This is a genomic window from Pseudomonas sp. SWRI154 (genome assembly GCF_014268645.1).
GTDB lineage: Bacteria > Pseudomonadota > Gammaproteobacteria > Pseudomonadales > Pseudomonadaceae > Aquipseudomonas > Aquipseudomonas marvdashtae.
Map to the genome: position 1 here is coordinate 1 of NZ_JABWQW010000021.1, position 18,032 is coordinate 18,032.

General features: G+C 57.9%; 14 protein-coding genes. 3 read left to right on the top strand and 11 right to left on the bottom strand.

The annotated features are described in order from the left end of the window. Positions 1 to 173: YbdD/YjiX family protein (locus HU806_RS18165; protein ID WP_186609947.1), on the top strand; the 173-nt coding region annotated here is incomplete at its 5' end. A gap of 85 nt (positions 174 to 258) precedes the next feature. Beyond that, positions 259 to 1,227 carry a GTPase gene (gene yjiA / locus HU806_RS18170; protein ID WP_186612993.1) on the top strand — a complete coding sequence of 323 codons (969 nt, stop codon included), beginning with the start codon at positions 259 to 261 and terminating at the stop codon, positions 1,225 to 1,227. Positions 1,228 to 1,298: 71 nt separating this feature from the next. Here the strand turns inward: yjiA and HU806_RS18175 are convergent, their stop codons facing one another. From HU806_RS18175 to HU806_RS18185, 3 genes are all read right to left on the bottom strand, one after another. Then, the gene (locus HU806_RS18175) at positions 1,299 to 1,826 is read right to left on the bottom strand and encodes a hypothetical protein (RefSeq protein ID WP_186612995.1); all 528 of its coding nucleotides are present in this window, start codon (positions 1,824 to 1,826) and stop codon (positions 1,299 to 1,301) included. 197 nt (positions 1,827 to 2,023) lie between these two features. Then, positions 2,024 to 3,277 carry a serine hydroxymethyltransferase gene (glyA, locus tag HU806_RS18180; RefSeq protein WP_186612997.1) on the bottom strand — a complete coding sequence of 418 codons (1,254 nt, stop codon included), beginning with the start codon at positions 3,275 to 3,277 and terminating at the stop codon, positions 2,024 to 2,026. Between the two features lie 236 nt (positions 3,278 to 3,513). Next, on the bottom strand, positions 3,514 to 7,362 hold the full coding sequence (locus tag HU806_RS18185) for a sensor domain-containing protein (RefSeq protein ID WP_186612999.1): 3,849 nt from the start codon (positions 7,360 to 7,362) through the stop codon (positions 3,514 to 3,516). Between the two features lie 271 nt (positions 7,363 to 7,633). Between HU806_RS18185 and ettA the strand changes: the two genes are divergently transcribed. After that, positions 7,634 to 9,298 (top strand): energy-dependent translational throttle protein EttA, encoded by a 1,665-nt coding sequence (gene ettA, locus HU806_RS18190; RefSeq protein ID WP_186613001.1) that lies wholly within the window; start codon positions 7,634 to 7,636, stop codon positions 9,296 to 9,298. Between the two features lie 73 nt (positions 9,299 to 9,371). On the opposite strand, the gene lanM is transcribed toward ettA, so the two are convergent. The 8 genes from lanM to HU806_RS18230 form a co-directional block, all read right to left on the bottom strand. Continuing rightward, positions 9,372 to 12,437: a type 2 lanthipeptide synthetase LanM gene (lanM, locus tag HU806_RS18195; RefSeq protein ID WP_186613003.1), complete on the bottom strand. Its 3,066-nt coding sequence runs from the start codon at positions 12,435 to 12,437 to the stop codon at positions 9,372 to 9,374. 78 nt (positions 12,438 to 12,515) lie between these two features. Further along, positions 12,516 to 12,674, bottom strand: coding sequence for a hypothetical protein (locus tag HU806_RS18200; RefSeq protein WP_186613005.1), 159 nt, complete (start codon positions 12,672 to 12,674; stop codon positions 12,516 to 12,518). A 150-nt stretch (positions 12,675 to 12,824) separates the two neighbouring features. Next, a complete protein-coding gene (locus HU806_RS18205) occupies positions 12,825 to 12,968 on the bottom strand; it encodes a hypothetical protein (protein WP_186613007.1) in 144 nt (47 codons plus the stop codon). 188 nt (positions 12,969 to 13,156) lie between these two features. Next, positions 13,157 to 13,648, bottom strand: a complete 492-nt coding sequence (locus HU806_RS18210; protein WP_186613009.1) for a GreA/GreB family elongation factor — start codon at positions 13,646 to 13,648, stop codon at positions 13,157 to 13,159. A 72-nt stretch (positions 13,649 to 13,720) separates the two neighbouring features. Next, the gene (locus tag HU806_RS18215) at positions 13,721 to 14,077 is read right to left on the bottom strand and encodes a hypothetical protein (protein WP_186613012.1); all 357 of its coding nucleotides are present in this window, start codon (positions 14,075 to 14,077) and stop codon (positions 13,721 to 13,723) included. A 112-nt stretch (positions 14,078 to 14,189) separates the two neighbouring features. Continuing rightward, on the bottom strand, positions 14,190 to 14,759 hold the full coding sequence (locus HU806_RS18220) for a hypothetical protein (RefSeq protein WP_186613014.1): 570 nt from the start codon (positions 14,757 to 14,759) through the stop codon (positions 14,190 to 14,192). Next, positions 14,756 to 16,018: an AAA family ATPase gene (locus HU806_RS18225; RefSeq protein WP_186613015.1), complete on the bottom strand. Its 1,263-nt coding sequence runs from the start codon at positions 16,016 to 16,018 to the stop codon at positions 14,756 to 14,758. Before HU806_RS18225 ends, HU806_RS18220 begins: the two co-directional genes overlap by 4 nt. A 132-nt stretch (positions 16,019 to 16,150) precedes the next feature. Continuing rightward, positions 16,151 to 18,004, bottom strand: a complete 1,854-nt coding sequence (locus HU806_RS18230) for an Lnb N-terminal periplasmic domain-containing protein (RefSeq protein WP_186613017.1) — start codon at positions 18,002 to 18,004, stop codon at positions 16,151 to 16,153. Positions 18,005 to 18,032: the final 28 nt, after the last annotated feature.

Sequence of the window (18,032 nt, forward strand, 5' to 3'; positions counted from 1 at the left end):
GTAAATACCTCGGTCAGGCCGCCCGCCTGATGGTCGGCATGCCCGACTACGACAACTACGTCGAGCACATGCAAACCAAGCACCCCGACAAACCGCTGATGGACTACGAGGCGTTCTTCCGCGAACGCCAGGAGGCCCGTTACGGTGGCAAGGGTGGGCCCAAGTGTTGTTGAGTTGAGGTAAATCCTGTGGGAGCGAACTGTTCGCTCCCACAGTTGTTTTGTGCGCCTTCCTTCATTTCAAAACAGGAGATCCAGTTTGTCCTCTCCCATCCCGGTCACGATCCTCAGCGGCTTCCTCGGTGCGGGCAAGACCACGTTGCTGCGCCACCTGCTCAAGGCCGAGCACGGCCTGAAAATCGCTGTGATCGAAAACGAATTCAGCGACGCCGGGATCGACACCCAGCTACTGGGTGACGAGCCGGTGCAAGTCATGACCCTGGCCAACGGTTGTGTCTGCTGCACGATTCACACCGACCTGACCAAGGCCCTTTATCTACTGCTGGAACGGCTGGACAGCGGAGAAATCCACTTTGATCGCCTGGTGATCGAATGCACGGGACTGGCCGACCCGGCACCCGTGGCCCAGACCTTTTTCATCGACGAGGATCTGCGCGAGCGCTATATCCTCGACGGCATTCTGACCTTGGTAGACGCGGCCCACGCCGAAATCCACCTGACCCAGGCCATCGCCCAGGCCCAGGTCGGATTTGCCGACCGGTTGCTCCTGAGCAAGACCGATCTGGTGGATGCGGCTCAGGTCAAGGCACTGGGCGAGCGGTTGACGCGCATTAACCGACGGGCGCCGATCCGGGTCGTAGAACACGGCAACATCGACTTGGCCGAACTGCTCGACATCCGAGGATTCAATCTCAACGCGGACCTGGGCGCCGGGTTCAGTCTTCGTCCGGTTGGCAAGGCAACCACAGGCGATCGAATCAGCAGCCTCGTGCTGCGCACCGACAAGGCGCTGAATATCGACAAGCTCAGCGAGTTCATGAACCAGCTGCTGGAAGAGCACGGCAAACAGCTGCTGCGCTACAAGGGTGTGCTGAACATTGCTGGTGAACCCCGTCGACTCGTCTTCCAAGGGGTACTCAAGCTGTACGGTTTCGACTGGGACACCGAATGGGCCCCAGGCGAAACCCGGGAGAGCGTGATCGTATTCATTGCCGATGAGCTGCCCGAAGAGAAAATTCGCGCGGGTTTCGAAGCCGTGCTGCTTTAACTGGAGATGTCCCACGGACTTGCCTTGATACAGCAGCTGGGCGGCCACACGTCGCCGCTGTACCACCTTTGTTAAAGAAGACTCAGGATAAACGTTATCTTGGATTTTCCTTCTGACTCAGCCAGATAAAGATAAGGCGAACCGCGTACCTTTAATGCGCCTATATAGTTATTGTTTTGTGTCCTTAACGAGACTGGTAAGTGCACGGCGGTGATGCTTTCCCGAGTGATCGTTCGGTTCTGATGATCCAAGAGGGTAAACACTGTTGGAGTCTTGGTATCTGGGCCCTTGGCACCAAATACTTCCGACCAGCTTTGGCTGATGAATTTGTCGTAATGCTTGCCGGTATTTTTTATAACCAGATTATAGCCACCCGCGGTGGGGCGAAACTGTAACGTCAGGGCTGCGGCGGTAATGCCTTGGCCTTTGGGCCTCATGCCAAGCAGGTTGGAGTGGTCATGGGTTTGCGGCCTGCCGCTGTAGAAACCACCGCTGAATGCGCTGACGGTGGCCAGGGTCGGTTGACCGTGCAGTATTTCAAGCAAGTTGACGTGAGCATCAAACATCCTGAGTGTTGCTTCAAAAGATTTATTGTCCATTGGCCATCGATTCCTTTCTGGCTATTTGAAGGGGAATCGAATGTTAATGGGTTTTCTTTAAGTAGCGAGGGTGTGTGTATTGCAAGTCGTAAGTTGCCAATAGATGTTCGGTTTGGATTAAATAATAGGGGCGTTAAAACAGAACTAATAAAAAAGCCCGCGTCTTTCGACGCGGGCCCTTTTTATGGCAAGTTGAATTAAGCGCCGTACACCGGCAGCTTCTTGCAGATAGCCTTGACCTTCTCACGCACGGCGTCGATCACCGCTTCGTTGTTCAGGTCAGCCAGGATGTCGCAGATCCAGCCGGCCAGTTCCTTGCACTCGGCTTCCTTGAAGCCGCGAGTGGTCACGGCCGGGGTGCCGAAGCGCAGGCCCGAGGTGACGAACGGGGAGCGCGGATCGTTTGGCACCGAGTTCTTGTTCACGGTGATGAACGCCTTGCCCAGCGCCGCATCGGCGTCTTTGCCGGAGATGTCCTGCTTGATCAGCGACAGCAGGAACAAGTGGTTCTCGGTACCACCGGACACCACGTCAAAGCCGCGTTCGATGAATACACCGGCCATGGCCTTGGCGTTTTTCACCACTTGCTGCTGGTAAGTCTTGAACTCAGGCTGCAGGGCCTCTTTGAAGCAGATCGCCTTGGCTGCGATCACGTGTTCCAGCGGACCACCTTGCGCGCCTGGGAAGACAGCGGAGTTCAGCTTCTTCTCGATGTCGGCGTTGGCACGAGCAAGGATCAGGCCGCCACGTGGACCGCGCAGGGTCTTGTGGGTGGTAGTGGTGACCACGTCGGCGAACGGTACGGGGTTCGGGTAGACGCCCGCGGCGACCAGACCGGCAACGTGAGCCATGTCGACGAACAGGTAGGCACCGACTTTATCGGCGATTTCGCGAAAGCGCGGGAAGTCGAGGATCTGCGAGTAGGCGGAGAAGCCGGCCACGATCATTTTCGGCTTGTGCTCGAGGGCCAGGCGCTCGACTTCGTCGTAGTCGATCAGGCCGTTGCCGTCGATACCGTACTGGATCGCGTTGTACAGCTTGCCGGAGGACGAAACGCTGGCGCCGTGGGTCAGGTGACCGCCGTGGGCCAGGCTCATGCCCAGGATGGTATCGCCGGCCGACAACAGCGCCAGGTACACCGCGGCGTTGGCTTGGGAGCCGGCGTGGGGCTGGACGTTGGCGTAATCGGCGCCGAACAGTTGCTTGGCACGGTCGATGGCCAGTTGCTCGACCACGTCGACGTACTCGCAGCCACCGTAGTAGCGCTTGCCTGGGTAGCCTTCGGCGTACTTGTTGGTCAGTACCGAGCCTTGAGCTTCCATCACCGCGGGGCTGGTGTAGTTTTCCGAAGCGATCAGCTCAATGTGCTCTTCCTGGCGCTGAGCTTCTTGCTCCATGGCGGCAAAGAGATCGGCGTCGTACTTGGCAATAGTCAAATCACGGCTGAACATGGCGGTCCTCAAGGATCGGGGCAGAAAAGGGGGGCATTCTAACCCAACCGGTTTTGGAAGGCATATGAAAGGAATTCAGCTTCAAGCTGCAAGCGACAAGCTGCAAGTGGAAGCCGATTCGCGTTAGCTTGAAGCTTGCCGCTTGAAGCTCGCAGCTGCTTCAATCAATCTGCAAGCCAACGCAGACCGGCTTCTGCCTTTAGCTTGAAGCTTACCGCTTGAAGCTCATAGCTGCGTCAATCCAACATAAACAACGCATCATTGCTGAACTGCGCTTCAAACCGATTGGCCGGCATCGGCCGACCGAACAGATAGCCCTGGACTTCGTCGCAGCCATGCTCACGCAAAAATTCCAATTGCTCGTGGGTCTCGACGCCCTCGGCGATCACCGCCAGGTTGAGGCTGTGGGCCATGGCGATGATTGCCCGGGCGATCTGCGCGTCCTGTTCGCCGGACGGCAGGCCATCGACGAAGGTACGGTCGATCTTCAGCACGTCGATCGGGAATTGCTTGAGGTAGTTGAGCGATGAATAACCGGTGCCGAAGTCATCCACCGCGATGCTCAGCCCGAGGTTTTTCAAACTGGCCAGGATCTGCATCGCTTCGCTGACCTCACGCATCAGGATGCTTTCCGTCAGCTCCAATTCCAGGCATGCCGGCGGCAGGCCGGTGCTGCGCAGGATATTGGCGATGCGCGTGCCCAGTTGACCATCGGAGAACTGCCTGGCCGAGATATTGACCGAGACTTTCGGCACCCTGACCTTGGTCTGGTGCCAGGTCTTGAGTTGGCGACAGGCCTCGCTGATCACCCAGTCGCCGACGTCCACCACCAGCCCAAGCTCTTCGAGCACCGGGATGAAATCCCCCGGCGGCACCAATCCGCGACGCGGATGACGCCAGCGCAGCAAGGCTTCGGCACCGGTCAGGCGCTTACCGTCGCCGCTGAACTGGGGCTGGTAATACAACACGAATTCGTTTTGCTCCAGCGCATGGCGCAGGTCGCTCTCCAGTTCCAGGCGCTCCAGGGCGCTGGCGTTCATGTCGGCCTGGTAGAACTGGAAATTGTTCTTGCCGCGCTCTTTGGCGTGATACATGGCCGTGTCGGCGTTTTTCATCAATTGGCTCAGTTCGTTGCCGTCCTGGGGGCTCAGAGCGATGCCGATACTGGCGGTAACGAAAAACTCCCGGCCTTCGAGCACGAATGGCCGGACCAGGCTGGCAAGAATCTGTTCGGCCACGGTAATCGCCCGGTTCAGCGCCATTTCCCGACTGGCTCTTGGTTGCAGCAGCAAGGTGAATTCGTCGCCGCCCATGCGCGCCACGGTGTCGTCGTCAGCCACGCAGCCGAGCAGGCGCGTGGCCATTTCCTTGAGCATCCGATCGCCAGCGGCATGGCCCAGGGAGTCGTTGATCGGCTTGAAACGGTCGAGGTCGAGGAACATCAGCACGACCCAGGTTTTCTGCCGCTCGGCCGATTGCAGTGCAGTGTGCAGGCGGTCCTGGAACAGCGTGCGGTTGGGCAGGTGGGTCAGGGCGTCGTAGTAGGCCAGGCGATGAATGCGCTGTTCGCTGGCCTTGCGTTCGCTGATGTCGCTGAAGAAGCACACATAGCTGGCCAGGTCGCCCTCGTCATCCAGCACGGCGGTGATGCCGACCCAGGCCGGATAGTGTTCGCCGTTGCGGCGCTTGAGCCAGACTTCGCCTTCCCAGGTGCTGTGCTGTTGCAGTTGCTTGAGCACGTAGCGCAGGTGGGCTTCCTGCTGGTCGTCCACGGTCAGCATGTTGGGCAACTGATCCAGCACTTGCGACACGGCGTAACCGCTGACGCGACTGAACGCTTCGTTGGCCTGGACGATGTAGCCGGCCGGGTCGGTGATCAGGATCGCCGAGGTCGAGTGCTCGAATACCGTCGCGGCCATGCGCAGGTCCTTTTCGGCGCGACGCTGCTGGCTGATGTCCCGGCCTACGCCCAGTACGCCTTCGAACGCGCCATTGTCATCCCAGACCAGCACCAGCCGCAGCTCGATGGGAATCTTGCGCCCGTCGGCACGCAGGCAGTCGAACAGGAACAACTGGGTCTGCATCTGATTGCGCAGCTCGGCCAGTTGTTCGGGCTTGTCGAGGGCCTTGCTGACCCGGTCCATGAGGGAATGGATACCGGTCAGTTGGGCCGGATTGGCGATGGTCGATTGCCAGCCGCTCTGGAAGATCCAATCGGCGGTATAGCCCAGCACCGCCTGGACCGACGGACTGACGTAGTTGAGCGACAGCTTGCTGTCGGTGGAGAAAATCACGTCGCTGATGCTTTCGGCGAGCATCCGGTAGCGTTGCTCGCTGTCGCGCAGCGATTCGCTGGCCTCGATCTGCTCGGTGATGTCCTTGGCCACGCCGATGATCCGGGTTACCTGATCGTAGCGGTCACGCGCGAGGGCCTGTTCGCGAACTTCGAAGCGTCGCCATTTGCCGTCGCGATGACGAAAGCGCAACTGGCATTGAAGCAGTTGCGTATACCCACCCCGTCGCTGCTCCTGCCGCAGGTTGTGGTAGTGATCGGCATCGTCGCTGTGCAGCAGGATTTCCCAGAAATATTCGCCCATCTGGTGCAGTTCGGTACGGTCGTAACCGAGCGTCTGGCCCAGGTGATGGTTGCTGAAAATCATCCGCTGGCTGATGACGTCCTGCACATAAAGATGATCCGGGACGGTGCGTACCACGTCGGACCAGAAACCCTCGCGCTCAAGCAGCGACAGCTCGATCAGCTTGCGACTGGTGATATCGCTGATGCTCAGGATGACGGCGTTGTAGTCGTCCTGTGTTTCGGGCAGGCGCAGCACCAGCCACAAGTGCTGATCCCGCCCATGGGCGTCCTGAAGCCGGATTTCCAGTTCCAGTTGCTTGTGCTGGTCAAGCAACGCTTCGAGCAGTTTCGAGCCGATCGGGTTGTTGTCCTTCGGGGCGTTGCCGACCAGCAATTGCCACGCTTGCCCACAGGAGTCGACATTGAGCAGCTTCAAGGCCATCTGGTTGACTTCGGTGACGTGCACTTGCTGTTGCAGCTGTTCGAGCTGTTGCCCAATCTGCAGCCAGGCCCGCAGTTGCTCCCCGTCATGCAGGCCGGCCTTGGCGAAGAACGCCTTGAGTCCGGACAGGTCAAGCACGCAGAGGGCCACGCCGGTGCCCTCGAAGATGTCCTGGTAGCGACGACGTCCTTCATGCAATTGACGCTGGCGCCGACGCATGTTCAGCAACGCAATCACCGGCAGCATCGAAAACGCCAGGCCCAGCAAGCATTTGCCGATAAAGGCGGGCAGCAGTTGCTCAAGCACCTGGCTTCGATCGAACAGCCCGCGCAGCTGCCAGTCGCTGCTGCTCAGCGGTACGGTCAACACGGTGTTGCTGAGGTCCTGCGTGGTCAACTGGGCGCGGCTGGACGTCGGCAGGCTTTCGTCGCGGCTGATGATTTGCTGGTTGAGACGGTTCTCCACCAGCCACAACGGACGCAGGCCCGTATCGGCCTGCTTGGTCAAGGTCGAAAAGAAGCTCGGGTTCAGGCGCAACGCCCAATAGCCACGAGTGCTGCCGCTGGCCTGGTGCAACAACAGATGCACGACGGAGCCGTCTTCGGCGTTGCTGAAATAGTGCGCCTGGGCGCGGCTGCGCCGTACGAGTTCGCTCAGGTACTCGGCGTCGTGGCTGTTGGCGTCGCTGTCACTGAGTACCCTGCCGGAGGGGCTCAGCAAGGCGAGGCTGCGCAACTCGGGCAGCGATTGCTGGAGCTTGCGCAACAGCGACTGCTGTTCGTCGGCGCTTTGCGGTTGTTCGACGATCGGTAACAGATTGAGGGCGATTTGCGCATTCAGGGCCATGTTCAGGCTGACTTGCGCGGCCAGGTCGGCGGTGTAGTCAATGGTGTATTGGCGCTGTTGCTGCTGGGTTTCGCGCAGTTGATCGAGCAACTGCCAGAAAAGCAGGCCCAGTAGCAACAGCACAAGCGAGGCCAGTCCGCCCTTCAATGTCCCGCGCAGGGGCAGGCCAGGCACAGCAGTCGGTGCACGTGGGGACGAGGGCGGCGTGACATTGGACAAGCTGTAATCCTGCGGTTTGCTGGACTGGCGCGACGTGCACTATAAGCCGGACGCCCAAAGGGCGGCTAGCATGCCTCGGCTTGTGGCAAAGTGCCAGCCCTGGGCGGCTGGACCTTGACCGACGGTTGAGGTAGCTTTGCCGGTCAAACAAGAGCGTTCCAGCTCCAGATTCCCAGGCTCTATCCGTCCGCAGGCATTGATGATCGTCAAGAGCCCGCGCCGCGCATGGCCTGGCTCGTTCTTTTCACCTGTCACTGACGCTAGGTTCACCATGGCTCAATACGTCTTCACCATGCATCGGCTGAGCAAAGTTGTTCCGCCGAAGCGGGAAATCCTGAAAAACATTTCTCTGTCCTTCTTCCCTGGCGCCAAGATCGGCGTGCTGGGCCTCAACGGTTCGGGTAAGTCCACGCTGTTGAAAATCATGGCCGGCGTCGATAACGAATTCGACGGCGAAGCCCGTCCGATGCCGGACCTGAACATTGGCTACTTGCCGCAAGAGCCGCAGTTGGACCCAACCAAGACCGTCCGTGAAGTGGTCGAGGAAGCGGTCAGTGTGATCAAGGACGCCCAGGCGCGTCTCGACGAGGTCTACGCCGCCTACGCCGACCCGGATGCCGACTTCGACAAGCTGGCCGCCGAACAGGCCAAGCTCGAAGCGATCCTGCAGGCCAGCGACGGCCACAACCTCGACCGTCAGCTGGAAGTGGCTGCCGATGCACTGCGCCTGCCGGCCTGGGACGCCAAGGTCGAGCACCTCTCCGGTGGTGAGAAGCGCCGCGTGGCCTTGTGCCGCCTGCTGTTGTCGGCCCCGGACATGCTGCTGCTCGACGAACCGACCAACCACCTGGACGCCGATTCCGTCGCCTGGCTCGAACACTTCCTGCACGACTTCCCAGGCACCGTGGTTGCGATCACGCACGACCGGTACTTCCTGGACAACGTCGCCGGCTGGATCCTGGAACTCGACCGCGGCGCGGGCATTCCGTACGAGGGCAACTATTCGGGTTGGCTGGAAGCCAAGTCCGATCGTCTGGCCCAGGAATCCAAGCAGCAGTCGGCCCATGAAAAAGCCATGAAGGAAGAGCTGGAGTGGGTGCGCAAAGGCGCCAAGGCCCGCCAGTCGAAATCCAAGGCACGCCTGCAACGCTTCGAGGAAATGCAGTCCCAGGAATTCCAGAAGCGCAGCGAAACCAACGAAATCTACATCCCGGCCGGCCCGCGCCTGGGTGACAAGGTCATCGAGTTCAAGAACGTCAGCAAGGGCTACGGCGACCGCGTGTTGATCGACAACCTGTCGTTCTCCATGCCCAAAGGTGCCATCGTCGGTGTGATCGGTGGTAACGGCGCGGGTAAATCCACGCTGTTCCGCATGCTGATGGGCAAGGAAACCCCGGATTCGGGCAGCATCGAGATCGGTGAAACCGTGCAACTGGCCTGCGTCGACCAGAGCCGCGAGGACCTGGACGGCAGCAAGACCGTGTTCCAGCAGATCTCCGATGGTTCCGACCAGATCCGCATCGGCAACTATGAAATCCCGTCGCGCACTTATGTGGGCCGCTTCAACTTCAAGGGCGGTGACCAGCAGAAGTTCGTCAAGGACCTCTCCGGTGGTGAGCGCGGTCGCTTGCACCTGGCGTTGACCTTGAAAGAGGGCGGCAACGTCCTGCTGCTCGACGAACCGTCCAACGACCTCGACGTTGAAACCCTGCGTTCCTTGGAAGAAGCGCTGCTGGACTTCCCAGGCGCCGCCATTGTGATCTCCCACGATCGGTGGTTCCTCGACCGTGTGGCGACCCACATCCTGGCGTACGAAGACGACTCGCAAGCGGTGTTCTTCGAAGGCAACTACACCGAGTACGAAGCCGATCGCAAGAAACGCCTCGGCGAAGCGGCCGCCCAGCCGCATCGTGTACGCCACAAGAAGCTGGCTTGATAAGGTTGGTTGCATAAAAAAAACGGAGCCCTTCAAAGCTCCGTTTTTTTATGCGCGCAATTTGCCGGGCCGTCTAAATGGGGGCCGCGAAATCGAGCGAGAGTATGTTGGGGATCGTTGGATCGATCTCATACAGCAAGGCATAACCTGCACCCGTAATGCCCGTCAGCAGGCTGACGTCGGGAACACGATCGCTGTCGAGAAAGGGGCCTTCGAAAAACCGCCGGGCGACTTCGCCAAGGGCCTGTTTGACCCTGCTGATGCCCTCGGGATTGTTAGCGTGTCGATACAAGTCATACAGGCAGATCAGATTGCCAAAATCGCCATGGCACAGGTTATATCCGTCGCTCAGGCCGTGCTGCCAGAGATTGTCCTCGCAGCGCTGGATGTCGTCGAGCACCGTCTGCCGGGTCGTTTCGTCCAAGACATCGCCCATCGACTTCATGAGTTGCTGCCTGGCGATGAGGATACCGCCATCTCCGTGGCACCACTTGGAGGCATGGTCAATGGGGCCCAGGTCCCTCAGGTCGAGCCAGAAACCGTCTCGACTCAAGCGGTTTTCACCCTCCAATACCTGGATGGCCAAGGTCACCAATGTCACATCGCCGGTCACGTCATAGGCTTTGCACAATGCGTGAATCACGCCGGAGAGCCCGTGGGAGAGGCCCGTCAGAATGACGGAGCGGTCATCGCGTCGCAGAAGCTGGCCGTCTTCAACCAGGACCTGATCCTTTATGTAGTCAACCATACGCCGTATGGTCGGCAGCACGTCCGCTTGCGTCGAGAGCGCATGGATGTTGGCCAGCAGCGTCACCGCGCCACAACAGCCGCCCAGGAAGTCGAAATCGTAGTTTTCCAGTGGGACTTCAGTCAGTTGGGTCAGCAAACTGGCAATTTTTTCATCGTATTTCGCATCGCCCGTTATTTGGCGACGATTGATGAGTAAATAAAGATAAGAGCCGAGGCCGTGATAAACACTGACGGTCAGGTCGGCTTTGAAGAAGCCAAAATGTTGTTCCAGTGAGTCCAGTACCTGGTCCACGAGCGACAGCACGTGTGGTTGACCGCTTACCTTGAACAAGCTCAGATAAAACAACCCAATCCCGGCGATACCGGAGTACAGCCCGTGATCCATGGGGGAAGGGTATTTTCCATGAGTCGTTGGGTGCGTATGAAAAGCCAACCAGCGGATATCCGTGGCCGTTCCCTTGAACGCAAGCGCTTCGAGGCGGGAGCTGATGCGCAGTACGGCGTCGAGTTGATCCGCTTGGAGCGCTTTGTTGGCGATGGCATGTGATGGCGGCTGTTCATTGGGCTCTGGAAACAAGCACATTTCGAGTAACGTGAGTTGTAATGCCCTGTCGGCTGTAGACAGGTCGGCTAGTTTTTGTAGGCAGCTTTTTATCGGGGGTTGTATTTGCGTCATGTCTATCGTTTCACCTTGTGCGCTCTTCAGAGCGTTGGAGTTGAGCGGCATGGTGAAACACGGAATGCTGGATCTTTGCAGGTCGTCTATTTCATAACGCGGGATGCCCTTTGCTCGATAGGGCTCCTTCAAGTCTTTCCACAGGGTTGCAAGTAGAAGCTCCCGGTCCAACATGTTTTTCATGAAGCGTGGATGGCGGCTCAGCCCGATAAAGTCAGCATAGCGTTGAGAATTTTTGAGTAATACACGGGTTGATAGTTCGCCTGCGGATAGCTCAAGCATCTGCATTATCGTTCGCCGATGTGTGATCAATTCGCCATAGGCATATTCAAAGCCGTGGATAAGTTCGGCTTTATGAATTTCATGCCCCTGGTGTTTTCCGTGAAAGAGCGGCAAATGCTTTTGCACCAGAAGGTGTTCGAACTCGACCTTACGTAAATGATAAAAGCCCTCTTCGAAAACCAGGGAATGGCGGGTGGAAGTGAATAACTCCTGACGAGTCAGCCCGCTCTGGTCGTTATTGGAGTTTTGTGAAAAGGGCACAAAACCGCTGGAACACACCGACTGCTGGATCAATTTAAAGGTGTTGGACAATGCACTGTTGGCGGGCAGGTTGATCAGCAGTTCACTGGTGGACGCGGTGAACAAGCACTCCAGGTCAATCATGACCGGGCTGTTGCCACAGGCGATGATGTTCTCGTAATGGAAGTCGATGCCATTAAGTGCATGAATGACGGCGATTTGTGAGCCCATTTTTTTATAGAACAGCGCCACGTCCGCTGCGCTGGCACAAGGCGTGTTGTCGATCTTTTCTATCCAGCTGTGTCGCTCACGGCTGAGAATTTTAGGCGCGTGGATGGCAAAACAATCCGCGCCTGTCCACTCGTGTAGTTGTTCAAGCAGTTGATTGTAAAAAAGTGCTTCGCGGCTTGCTCTTGGCTTGTAGACCAATGAAGTTGCGCAGACCTTGACCTGGCAGACCGTTTCGCCGCGACCGTGGGGGTCACCCAGGCCGAACTCGATAGCCTCGATTTTCCGAGAAGGGATCGAGAATTCCGCTTCCAGCGCTTCAACATCGTTGGCGAAGTCGAGAATGACCGCATAAAGGTAGTTGAGGGTGTCTTCCAGCAAATCCAGCAGCAATGTCGCCAGCACGGGATAGGATTCAAAATACTTCAGCAACGACAATGTGCGCAGGTGTTCGTTGAATCCGCTCAGGTCAATGTCGTTGCCTTCCGCGATCCGCGTATTCAGATAATGAACCAGGCTTTGTTCCGACGTGCGTCCGACTCGGGCCAAGACATAGCGCTCAAGGCTTGCCAGCAGGCCGGGTTCGTCAATGTACCTTGAGGCGTTGTTGTAGCGCTCATCTGTCTTGAACATGTCGACGAAATAAAGAAAAAAACGGTAGCCGAACCAATAAAAATTGTCTTTGCTGTTCAAGGCTTCAGTGTCGACCTGAATGCTGTCAAGCCGAGTGAGCTTTCCCTGCAAGGCCATCAAGACGGTTTCGCCGTCGTCAGGCAGGCGCTGTGGCTTGATGGGGTTCTTGGCGTACGACGCTAGTTGTTGCCTGTTCAACCCGAAATGATCCAGCAAGGCCTGGTCATCAGCATGCAAACGGGTCAGGTTGTTTTCAAAAAGGGCGATGTCGCCGTCGGAAGAGAATCTGTACCGGCCTCGCTGATCCAACTTCAAAGCATTAACAAGCATGCCGTTGCTCCTGACATGGATAGAGCAGGCGATGCCTGCTCTATGTTGATAGGTGTTGCGACGATTGGTTAGCCGTGGTTAAAAACCCAAAGCCGAACATCCAATGTTGGTACACGTACCAAAGGTGTTGCATTCCATCGTGGTTATCAGGATCGACCCCGTGTTATTGGCGGGCGCTTGATAAGCATCGAACTCGCCAAAGAAATCGCCGGACATGTTCAGGATCTGTTCGCTCATGGTGTTTTCCTCATCGGTTACCCAACATCAAGTGCAGTCGATTGGGCGCAAGTAAGCGCATTCGAGCTGTAGAATGTAGAGGGATCTTTATAGGTGGGATTAGGGCGTATCAAGGACCCGTTGTGCAGGTCTACCTTGATGGGAAAGGATTTAGCATAAAATAGCGGTACAGTTTACGGTGCCGCATTCGACGATGGATACTACTGCTGACTCGAAGCCGAGGTCAGAGACCTGTTGGTACGACTTGAAGTCGCTGTCGAAGTCGCCTGACATCGCCAGAATTTGTTCGCTCATTAGTGCATCTCCTTTGTTGTTGTGGTGCACCGAATATGGCGCGGGAAAAACAGTAGCATGGTCCTGTTTTAATGCAAATTTGTTGTTATTAGCTTATGTTGCGGTTACCTATGGCTACAGGTAAGTAACCGATTGTTGTTGTATCTGGATATTAGAGGCTTTAATTGTGTTTAAGGAGGCCGGCAATATTATTGGAGATCTATCGCAACGACCTCGATGGTGAGATCTCCCAGGGGGCGCTTCCATGTCACTTCATCCCCAACCTTCGCCCCCAACAACGCCCGTCCCAGCGGCGAGCCCCAGTTGATCAAGCCACTGGCCGCATCGGCCTGGTCTTCACCCACTAACTGCACTCGTTGTTCGTGATCATGTCCATCGACAAAGGTCACCCAATGCCCGATCCGCACTTGATCGGACGGCGTCGGTGCAACGACCTGGGCGCTTTGCAGGCGCTGCTTGAAATAGCGCAGATCCCGTTCAAGGTCGGCGATCCGTTGTTTGTCCGCCAGGTCCCCTTGGGCCGCCTGCTGGCCGTGCAACGCCTGCAACTCGGCGACCCGCGCCTGAAGCTGGGAAAGCCCGGTGGGCGTGACGTAATTGGGTTGCGTGCTGACCTGGCGTTCGACCGGCTGGTCGGCCTGGGCGGCGGCGTTGTCTTCGTTGACGAAAGCGCGGCTCATGGCATGTGCTCCTCTGTTGGAGTTTGGGCCATGGTCGCAAGGTTTTGGTTTCGACGAATGTCTCTGAGCGACTCACTGCGAGCGATAAGCCCGGGCGGCGTCGCGATCTTTCTCTTGTCGCCAGGCCCGTTCGCGCTCGTCCCAATGACGTTCACGGTAGGCGTCGCGCTCTTCGCTCTCGCGCATGGCCTGGCACTGACGAAAGCCGTCGCCCCAGCCTTCTGCGTATTGCGCGTCCTTGAGATAACGCGGCACATCTTTCCTGAACTGGCCGGTGATGACGCCAGCCGCTTGCCGGCCACTGCTGCAACCATCGTCGTAGCCGTCGGCGAACGCTGGTGGATAACCCCGGGCGATCAAGTCTTGGTGGGTGGTTTCACAACCGCTGATCAGCAACGTCACAGCCAACATCATTACCACGCGCCACATGCCTGTCTCCCTGCCGCATTGGCGGCCTGACAGGAAGTCTAGAGGCGAGGTTGTTGACGAGTGGTGAAATAATGATCAAAAAGTCTGCTGTTACAGGCCAATGGGCCTGCTTTCAGAGGGCCGCTTTTTCAACGGCATCCGCAATCAGCGGAGCAACTTCACGGAGCCCTTCGAGGGTCAGTCTTTTTTGTTTGTACATGTTGTACCAGCTCTGGCGCCAGCGAATGATGCGCTCACCGTCACGCAACTTAAGTCGCTTGAGTGTGTACTCGGCTTTTTCGCGATAAGCCGCAGGTATCGCTTCCGTGGTGCGCATCTGAAGCGACGGCAAAATGATTTCAAACCAGCCTGGGCCCACATCGTAGGGGTCGAGCACCGTGTCATCAGCCGTTTTCTTGCTGGAATTCAAAGTGCCGGAGGCGAAGCGGTAATTGCTCCATTCATAGGTCAGGCCTGGGAAGTTCTTGTAGCTGAGGTAGTGGTCGACCGTTCCGCCGGTAGGATCAAGCATGGCCGCGTAGGCACATAGGTTGGCGTAGTGGTCGGCCAGCGCTTGCGAGCATTTGTTCCAGAGTGGCGAGGGACGAGGAGCGCCCGGATTATCCTTGAGCCATTGCGTTCCCGGGGTTCTGACCTTTTTACCAAAGTCGGCGGGTTCCTTTGGTCTGGTCACCGGAATCATCGATTGCTCTCGCCATTGAGCGTCAGCAGGCCGCTCTCGATCAGCCAGCGTGGCCAGAATTCATCGTGGGCAGGAAGCAGCTTTTGTAGCGACCTGTGGATGGATGCACGGGTCTTGAGTCCTTCAGGTAGTTGCTTTTCGCCACGCATGAACGCTTCGGCGGCCTCGATAGCTTTTTCTGCCTCCAGCGAGCGCGCCTGTTCCAGTCCGAACGTGTCGGAGACCAACCAACTGCTGGCGTCACCCTGGGCCGCCCAGTGCCCTTGTGTCAGTGTGACTTTATGGTCCTGGATCGACAATTGAATCTGATCGTCCTGTTCTTCATCGAATACTGGCTCAAGGGAGGCGGCGACAAGCGGCGAGTGCGTAGCGATCAGGAGTTGGGGAGGCGCGGCGCCGTGGTTCCCGCGCAAGGTCTTGATAGCTTGCAACAGGCTGGGCATCAGCGTGCGTTGCCACCTCGGATGTAAATGAGTCTCGGGTTCGTCGAACAGGATGACAAACCGGCGCTCGGGTTTTTTATCGAGCAGCGCGGCAGCTGCCTGGTGTTCATACCAGGCCCACACAAGAAAATAAGCGAGCCCCAATATTCGTCTTACGCCTGCCGAGGCCAGCGTGACAGGCACGTTCTGATTGCCGATGGTGAGTGTCGGTCGTTCTCGACCCTCGCCCAGATAAACTCTTCTGGGCGCTCCGACGCATAACGGTTCAGTGGTGGGGGAGAGGTCGCGCAACGCATTTTCCAACGCATTGAATTGGGGTTTGCGGCCGTTTTGCCAGTTGACCCAGTCACGCTCCAAACCTTCACAAACTCTTTGCCCGTTGACATCGAGGCCATCCCATACGGCCTCGGCAGAGAAGTGATACGCCGCGGGTCGATCCTTATCGGAGCGCCAGTAATTGCGGGCTGGATCCCAGACGGAAAAACCGCCGTCGATGCGTACGTAAACCACGATGCCGGGCATGGTGGGACGGCTTTGTTTCAAGGGCCAGGAGCTGTCTTCGCGCTTATAAGTCGATACAACGGGCTGAGCGACGCCGGATTTACCTTGTACAACGTATTCGATTGAGGACTTGCCTGGATTTACAGGAAGCGCTGGCGTATTGGCCCAAGTGCGCGTCAGTGCCCACCAGGCCAGGTCCAGCAAAAAACTTTTTCCCAGCCCATTGTCACCCGTGATCAGATTGATTCGTGGCGCCCAGTTTACTTCGAGCTCAGGAGCGGGCCCCACGTTTTTCATGTGCAGATAATCAAGCATCGCAGCATTCAATTCCGATTAAAGGTTTATCCAAGCCAATCTACTTGATTTTGGCTGACTTCGAAATGAGCCCGGACTCTCGCCTGATTCGACTTGAGGTTGTGCTTCGTTTCCTCCTTATCTCGCTCAGATTCAATAGTGGTACCACTTCACTTCGAGCATCACCTCGTTCTCCGGCGAGGCCAGTTGGCTGAACTCCCGCTGGGCGCTCAGGCGCAAGCCGAGGTTACGGGACAATTCCCACTGCTGATTCAGACTCATGCTACGGCGGACCTCGCCGTTGACGAAGTAATCGCCCTTGGCTTCCAGGCTCAGGTTGCCCAGCGGGTTTTTCCACAGCACGCCGCTATTGAAGCCAGCGGCCGGGGCGATGAATTGGGCGAAGTCGTTGTTGTGCTCGACGCGCACCGTGCCCAGGGCAAAGCCCAGCAGATCCTCGCCCAACGCCCAGGTGCCGCCAGCGCCGCCGTTGACGTGACTGACCAGGGTTTCATCGTCGTGCTTGCCCGGCACCCGTTCCAGCCCGCCCGTCACCTGCCAGGACAACGGTTGCAGCAGCTCGTTGCGCGGGGTCAGCGAGCGAATCGTCGCCAGATCCAGTTGCTGTAGCTGCCAGTCATTGCCTTCGTATTGGCGCAATTTCAGTTGCAGGATTTCAATCTGCGCACCCAGCGGGAAGCTCTCGGCGTTGTCATTGAGGTCGTGATAGGCCATGCGCAGGCCGTATTCACCGAACGCCCGGTCGCCGCGTGTGCCAAGGCCGGCCTGCCAGGTGCGCGATTCGTGGCCATCTTCGGGCAGGCCCGGCTGCGGGATATCCAGTTCCGGCGCGGGGTTCTGGTTGATTGCCCGCAGCAATTCGAAGCTGCGCTGGGAGCGTTTCGGGTCCCGCTCCTGACCGTTGGCGCGGTAGCGTTCCAGTCGATAGGCAGCGTCTATGATCAGCGCCTGGCGGTCGCGCGGCAGCGCCTTGAAAGCGGGTACTTGAAGCTGTTGCTGATCGGCGCTGACCTTCAGTACCCATTGTTGTTCGTCGTCACTGAGGGGGGCGGCACGGCTTAGCAACTCCCGCTCACGGGACGGCCGATACTGGATGCTTTCCACCAGTCCGGCTTCCTTCACGGCCTTGACGGTGTCGGTGGGAATTGCCGTCAGGGGGAATTGTTCGGTCAGCCGCAGGCTGGGGCGAGCGACTTGCAGCAGTTCGAGTAATCGATAGGAGCAGTTTTCATCGAAGAAGAAATAATCAAACTGGATCTGTTTGAGCTCCCAGACGTGCTCGACCATGCGCTCGGTTTCCGCCTGGCTGAGGTTGAGGCGGTATTCCCACAGGTCGCGGTTCTCCAGGCTACGGTACTCGGAGAGTTTTTCCTGGTACGGCACCAGGGCGAACAGGCCAGGATAGCCGCCCATCAAGCCCTTCCAGGCATAGAGAATGCTGTTGTCCGAACCTTCGATGTAGGCGCCAAAGTTAATCGCATAGCTGAGCAGGGCGGTCTTGTCGCTTTGCACGTCGGCCTGGTCGATGCGCAGCAAGGTATGACCAAACATCGATGACGGGCTGTTCAGGTACGCGGCGGGGAAAATCATTACCGCGCTGTGGGGCGATACGTCCTTGAACCATTGGGTGAATTCGCTGCAATCAACGGCTGGCAGATCGGTGAGATTGAGCTGCGCCTTCAGCCAGCGGGTTCGCGCCGGGTAGACGCATTGGGCGTGTTGCTGGCCGGCGCTGGCCGGACCATAGAGCGCTTGCAGCGTGGCGCTCAGCTCGCGGTCGGGGTGTTCGTTGCCGTCCGGGGCGAGGAAGAATTTCTTGTCGCTGATGTAGCTGCGCCAGCCGCCGAGCTTGGCGGTTTCGTAGTGGCCCAGGGAAATCCAGAAGCGGTCGTTGGACAATTGCTGCAAACGTTGAGTGTCGACATGAGGTGCGGCGGACAGCGGGGCGCACACACAGAGCGCCAGCCAGGCAAGGCGTTTGAGCATAGTCGGCTACTTTTGAAGTCGAAAAAAA